The 6,494-nt window shown below is 61.6% G+C and carries 5 protein-coding genes and 1 tRNA gene; 3 read left to right on the top strand and 3 right to left on the bottom strand.

Going from position 1 to position 6,494, the window contains the following annotated elements:
* Positions 1 to 328: 328 nt before the first annotated feature.
* Positions 329 to 405, top strand: a tRNA-Met gene (locus IB265_RS13305).
* Positions 406 to 500: 95 nt separating this feature from the next.
* Here the strand turns inward: IB265_RS13305 and IB265_RS13300 are convergent.
* A complete protein-coding gene (locus IB265_RS13300; protein WP_057248970.1) occupies positions 501 to 1,076 on the bottom strand; it encodes a TetR/AcrR family transcriptional regulator in 576 nt (191 codons plus the stop codon).
* 96 nt (positions 1,077 to 1,172) lie between these two features.
* On the opposite strand from IB265_RS13300, the gene IB265_RS13295 reads away from it, so the two are divergent.
* The gene (locus IB265_RS13295) at positions 1,173 to 1,961 is read left to right on the top strand and encodes an SDR family oxidoreductase (RefSeq protein ID WP_057248971.1); all 789 of its coding nucleotides are present in this window, start codon (positions 1,173 to 1,175) and stop codon (positions 1,959 to 1,961) included.
* Positions 1,962 to 2,214: 253 nt separating this feature from the next.
* A complete protein-coding gene (locus IB265_RS13290) occupies positions 2,215 to 3,144 on the top strand; it encodes an aldo/keto reductase family oxidoreductase (RefSeq protein WP_057248972.1) in 930 nt (309 codons plus the stop codon).
* Between the two features lie 83 nt (positions 3,145 to 3,227).
* Here IB265_RS13290 and IB265_RS13285 read toward each other — a convergent pair whose 3' ends face one another.
* Both IB265_RS13285 and IB265_RS13280 read right to left on the bottom strand, forming a co-directional pair.
* Positions 3,228 to 5,789, bottom strand: a complete 2,562-nt coding sequence (locus IB265_RS13285) for an FAD-dependent oxidoreductase (protein WP_057248973.1) — start codon at positions 5,787 to 5,789, stop codon at positions 3,228 to 3,230.
* 319 nt (positions 5,790 to 6,108) lie between these two features.
* A complete protein-coding gene (locus IB265_RS13280; RefSeq protein WP_057248974.1) occupies positions 6,109 to 6,486 on the bottom strand; it encodes a cytochrome C oxidase subunit IV family protein in 378 nt (125 codons plus the stop codon).
* Positions 6,487 to 6,494 lie beyond the last annotated feature (8 nt).

Raw genomic sequence — 6,494 nt, 5'->3', positions numbered from 1 at the left:
AAGACGCGGGAGAGTAGGTCGCTGCCAGGTCTGCAAAACGCAAGAGAAACAAACCGAAATCTTCTCGACACACACTTCGGCCCTGCCGAAAACGGGCCGCCACCAAGCGGCCCTTTTGTTTTGCTAGACTGAAAATAATCAGTGCGTCCCTTACGCGAGACAAATCCTACCGATTTGCTCGGCACAGACAAACAACGAGATTTTGCTTCGCAAAACTCGGACCGGATTAAACGGGATTTTGCCTTCGGCAAAACCCGGAAAGAGCGGATAAATCCCATAGGGATTTACCGCGATGACGGATAAACCGCTTAGCGGTTTACCTAGATGGCGCGGGGTGGAGCAGCCCGGTAGCTCGTCAGGCTCATAACCTGAAGGCCGCAGGTTCAAATCCTGCCCCCGCAACCAAATCAAAAAAAGCCCGCCAGGAGAAATCCCGCGGGCTTTTTGACGTTCTTGCGCTACCCGGAGAGAACGGGCGAGGGCACGAAACACAGCGAATATCAGGCGACGTCGGCGGTCTTGGCCCCTTCGCCATCCCCCGCCGAAAGCCAGCCGCGCGTCGCCTCGAGGATCTCGTTCGACAGGGCCGGATCGTCGGTCATCCTGGCCAGGATCAGCGCGCCGATCATGCTCGCCGAATTGCCGATCGCGGCACGGCGCCTCTGCTTTTCGTCCAGGCCCGGCGCTATTTTACCCAGGCGCTCGAACTGACGTTTGAGAAACGCTGTCATTTCCGTGCGTGCTCCCTGGGGTTGCCGGCTCACTTCCGACGCCAGGGCGGCAAGCGGGCAGCCATGTGCGAAATCGTCTCGATGCTCCGCTGAAAGATAGCGCTGTGCGACGGCGGCCAAGTCCGTCGACTTTGGCTCGGCTTCTCCCCGGAGTCCGGCCAGGGTCTGGGCAATCAGATCATCCTTGGACTTGAAGTAGCCGTAGAAGCCGCCGTGGGTGAGCCCGGCCGACTTCATCACATCCGTCACTGTGACGGACTCGAAACCACGCTCCCGGAACAGCCGACCAGCCGCCTCCAGAATGGTTCGCTTGTTGTCTTCGACCTGCTGTCGGCTCACGCGCATCACCGTCTCCTAAATTTCGATTGACATTATACATGATGGCCGTCATATATCCAAACACATGATGACTATCATGAATAAATCAAAGGAGCACACCCGATGAGCAAGAAGTCTGCAGTCCTCGTAACCGGTGCTTCCACCGGTATCGGCGCCGTCTATGCGGAGCGATTTGCGCGCCGCGGTCACGATCTCATTCTGGTCGCACGCAATGCGGTGCGCATGGCAGAGCTTGCCGAGCGGCTGCGGAGCGAAACCGGCGTGAATGTCGACGTTGTGCCCGCCGACCTGACGGACGAGCAGGATCTGGCCAAGGTCGAGCAGCGCCTGCGCGAGGATCAGCGTATTGGTGTTCTGGTCAACAATGCCGGCACATCGATCCCGCGCGGCTTCCTTCAGCAAAAGGGCGAGGACATTTCGAAGCTCATCTCGCTCAATATTACTGCCGTCACCAGGCTGGCCCATGCCGTAGCGCCGCGTTTTGCCGAGAGGGGTGAGGGGGCGATCGTCAACATCGCTTCCGTCGTCGGCCTTGCGCCGGAGATGGGTGCTACTGTCTATGGCGCGACGAAGGCCTTCGTGCTGTTCCTTTCCCAGGGGCTGAACGTCGAGCTGGCGCCCAAGGGCGTCTATGTGCAGGCGGTGCTGCCGGCTGCGACGCGCACCGAGATCTGGGATCATGCGGGCGTCGATGTCGAAACGCTTGCGGGCGTGATGGAGGCCGGCGATCTCGTCGATGCGGCACTAGTCGGCTTTGATCGCCGCGAGTTGGTGACGATCCCGCCGCTGCCGGACGCCGGCCAGTGGCATACGTTCGACGCCGCGCGCCAGGCGATGCTGCCGAATTTCGCACAATCCGAGCCGGCTGAGCGTTATCGGTCGGCTGCCTGATCAAACCGCTGGCCGTGGGAGCGGACGACCGTGTCGGCTCCCACGACAATAGGACAGCAAAGCGCTGGCGGGCGACCCGGCGCATTGCTCGTCATCGCTACCCGCTTCGCACGATCGTCGATAATGCTCGGGCGTTTGCCAAGCGCCCTCGGGCTGGTAGAGATTGAGGATCAAAGATTCGCTACCGCAGCCAGTTGCGCCTGCGGGCGGAAATCCTCCTTCGAAACAATGTTGACGGTGCGAGCATAATCCGATGAGAAAATTCAACCTGGGAACAACCGATCTCTCCGTTTCATCCGCCGTTCTCGGCCTGATGCGGATCGCCGATCTCAGTGATGACGCCATTGCCCGGCTTTATGGCAAGGCGCGGGACGTCGGCATCAACGTCTTCGATCACGCCGACATTTATGGCGGCGAACTGCATGCCTGCGAGCGTCGGTTCGGCGATGCGTTGCGGCTGAAGCCTGCCGAGCGTGAACAGATCGTTATCCAGAGCAAGTGCGGTATCCGGCGCGGCTACTTCGATTTCTCCCGCGACCATATCCTCCAGTCCGTCGACCGCTCGCTTGCGGCACTGAAGACCGACTATCTCGATCTTTTGCTGCTGCATCGCCCGGATGCCCTGGTGGAGCCGGAGGAAGTGGCCGATGCCTTCGACAAACTGCAGGCGGGCGGCAAGGTCAGGCATTTCGGCGTGTCGAACCATACGCCGCGGCAGATCGATCTCCTGAAGACGGCCGTGCGCCAGCCGCTCGTCGCCAATCAGATCCAGCTCAGCATTGCCCACGCCCCCTCGGTCGCGTTTGGGATTGCCGCGAACATGGCGGGTCTCGAGCAGTCGATCGACCGCGACGGCGAGGTGGTCGTCTATTCGCGGATCAACCGCATGACGCTGCAGGCCTGGTCACCGTTCCAGCAGGGCTTTTTCGGCGGTGTCTTCGTCGGCGACGAAACCAATTTTCCCGAACTCAACCGGGTGCTCGACGAACTCTCCGGCAAATATGCGGTGTCGCCGTCGGCCATCGCCTACGCCTGGATCGCCCGGCATCCGGCCAACATCCAGGTGGTCCTTGGAACGACGAGCCCGGAACGGCTGGCAGACATCGCGCCCGGCGCGGATACCACGCTGTCGCGCGAAGACTGGTACCGCCTCTTTACTGCGGCCGGGCACGTGCTGCCCTGACGGCGATTTTGGTGCGCCGGACAGTAAAAAGGCCCGCTCGGATGTGAGCGGGCCTTTTCGTTTTTGGTTCTGGTGCCGATCGATCAGGTGCGCGGCTTCAGGTTCTCGGGGTCGTAGAGCGGCTTGTAGCCGATGCCGACGACTTCGACCGGATAGGTCTCGGCGAAGTATTCGACGTTCAACTTGCGGCCGACCTGGCAATGGGACCAGGGCAGATAGGCAAGCGCGATGTTCTTGCCGATCGTCGGCCCGAAGGCGATCGAGGTGGTGTAGGAGCGGCGGCCGAGTTCGTCGACCAGCACCTTGCCGGTTTCCGGATCCATCACCGGCAGGGTGCCGACCGGGTAGCGCTTCACGCCATTCTTGTCGGTATTCTCCGTCAGAACGAGCGTGCAGAGCATGGCGGGCTGGTGTTCGCGCGCCTTGTATTCGAGGTGCTTGGCCTTGCCGCGGAAGTCGACGTCCTTGACCTTCGGACGGGCAAGGTCGGCCTCGATCAGGTTGTACTGGGTGAGAAGATCGGCGTTCTGCAGGCGCAGGCTCTTTTCCATGCGGCGCGAGTTGGCATAGGTTTCGACGCCGAAGGCCATGACGCCGGTGGCGCGTAGCGCGTCCCAGACGGCAAGGCCGTCCTCGTACTTCATATGCAGTTCCCAGCCCTGCTCGCCGACATAGGAGATGCGGAAGGCGGTGACCTTTTTGCCGGCGATTTCGATCGGCTTGATGGCGGCGAAGGCGAAGTTCTCGAGATCGAGGCCCGCCGGATCGGCAACCACCTTCTTCAGCGTTTGGCGGGCATTGGGCCCCCAGATGCCGATGGTGATGAATTTTTCCGAAACGTCGGTGATGGTGACGTCAAGGCCGCGGTCTTCCGCGACGCGGCGCATGTACTGGAAGTCGCGCGGTCCGGCATCGGCGCCGTTCACGAGACGGCAGCGGTCGGCCATGCGGAAGACGGTGAAGTCGGCCCGCACCATGCCCTCGTCATCGAGGAAGTGGGTGTAGATGCCCTTGCCGATGTTGCCGTCGCCACCGATCTTGGCGGCGCAAAGCCACTCGAGCAGTTCGACATGGTCAGGACCTTCGATGTCGACCATGTGGAAGTGCGACAGGTTGACGATGCCGCAATCCTCGCTCATCGCCAGATGTTCGGCGTTGGACACGCGCCAGAAATGGCGGCTGTCCCACTCGTTCTCGCGCACCGGAACGCGGTCGCCGTATTTTTCGAGAAGATGTTCGTTGGCGGCGTAGCCGTGCGCGCGCTCCCAGCCGCCGAGTTCCATGAAGTAGCCGCCGAGCTCCTTCTCGCGCTCGTAGAAGGGCGAGCGCTTGACGTTGCGGCCGCTGGCATAGGGTTCGCGCGTGTGCACGGCGGGGTAATAGATCTTCTGCGCCGCCTCGAAGCAGCGGCCCTCGATGAACTCCTCCTCGAGCTGGTGCGGGTAGAAGCGGGAATAGTCGATCGAGGCATGGTCGATCTCGGTGCGCCCGTCAGTCATCCAGTCGGCGATCAGCTTGCCGTAGCCGGGGCCGTCCTTCACCCAGATGGCGACGCAGTACCAGAGGCCGCGCACCTTCTGGCTCTCGCCGCAGGAGGGGCCGCCGGCGGCCGAGACCTGCAGGAGGCCGTTGAAGGAGTGGCTCTCGTTATAGCCAAGCTCGCCGAGGATCGGCGTCAGCTCCATGGCGCGCTCGAGCGGCTCGATGATCTGCTCCATCTCGAGGTCGCGCTGTGACGGCGACAGGCGCGCCTCGTGCTTTTCAAGAATGTGCCGGGGATGGCAGAGGCGCGGATTGGTGGTCTCGTAATAACCCCACTCGATCTGGCCGCCTTCGGTGGTCTTCGGGTCGCCGGTGTCGCGCATATAGGCGGAGTTGCCCTGGTCGCGCAAAAGCGGGAAGCCGATTTCCTTGCCGGTGCCTTCGAACTCGTTATACGGGCCGAAGAAGGTGAGCGGATGGTCGACCGGCATGACCGGTAGATCCTCGCCGACCATTTCGGCGATCAAGCGGCCCCAGATGCCGGCGCAGACGATGACGTGGTCGGCAATGATCGTGCCGCGATGGGTGACGACACCCTTGATGCGGCCGTTCTCGACAATCAGCGACTTCGCCGGCGTGTTGCCGAAGACCTGCAGTTTGCCGGACTTTTCCGCCGCATCGACGAGCTTGCCGGCAACCGTCTGCGAGCGCGGGATGACGAGGCCGGCATCCGGGTCGAACATGCCGCCCATGACCTGATCCTCTTCGATCAGCGGGAACATCTTCTTGATTTCAGCCGGCGAGACATAGTGTGCGCGGGTGCCGAAGGCCTTGGCAGAGGAAAGCTTGCGCTTGATCTCCTCCATCCAGACATCGTCGCCGGTGCGCGCGACTTCCAGGCCGCCGATGCGGGCGTAGTGGCCCATCTTCTCGAAGAAATCGATCGAATACTGCGTCGTCCAGACCGAGAGATAGTCATGGCTGGTCGTGTAGCAGAAGTCCGAAGCGTGGGCGGTCGAGCCGATATCGGTCGGCACACCTGACTTGTCGATGCCGACGATATCGTCCCAGCCGCGCTCGATCAGGTGGTGCGCGATCGAGGCACCCACGATGCCACCCAGCCCGATGATTACGACTTTCGCCTTTTGCGGAAACTCTGCCATTGATTGCGACCCTAGTTGGATTGGATGCCGGATTTTAGGGCGTGAGACGCGCCGACTAGAGCCTGTCTACGACATAATCATCAAACTGCACGACCAGAGCCGAGCAATCTGTGGATCGTAGAACGAGAGCTAGCGGGACGGTCATGCCACTGATTTCGTGAGAAAAAGCGTCGAAGAGCATCGAAGCGATTTCTCTTAGCATACAGAAGACGCGGGCGCATTCGAATGCGTCATCGCATGGGGCACGAATGTCGGTTTTGCGGCGACGCCACGATGCAGGCGATCTGCGACATCGTGCGGGCGGCTTGCTGCTTCACGATCACGGTGCCGCGCCGAAGAAGGCAAGGCGGGTGAAGAGCACGTAGTGCGATTCCGAGACCATCAGAGCGACGAAGACCAGCACCAGCAGCGGTGGCAGCAGGATCGCGTAGATCAGCGCCAGCCGCTCCCAGGCCATGTGCATGAAGATCGCGACGATGAGGCCGGCCTTCAGCACCATGAAGAGCAGGATCAGCGACCACCTGAGATAGCCCTGCAGCCCGACATAGTCGACGAGATAGGAGAAGGTGCTGAGCACGAACAGCAGCACCCAGACGACCAGGTAGAGGCCGATCGGATGCTGCTGGTGTTGTTCATGCGCCGGTGCCCGCGACCCTGCCTGCGGTATCGTGTCGGTGTGTGCCGTCGTTTCGGTCATGGCCATGC

The organism is Ensifer sp. ENS10 (genome assembly GCF_014852025.1).
GTDB lineage: Bacteria > Pseudomonadota > Alphaproteobacteria > Rhizobiales > Rhizobiaceae > Ensifer.
This window is presented reverse-complemented; position numbering and strand designations above follow the sequence as displayed.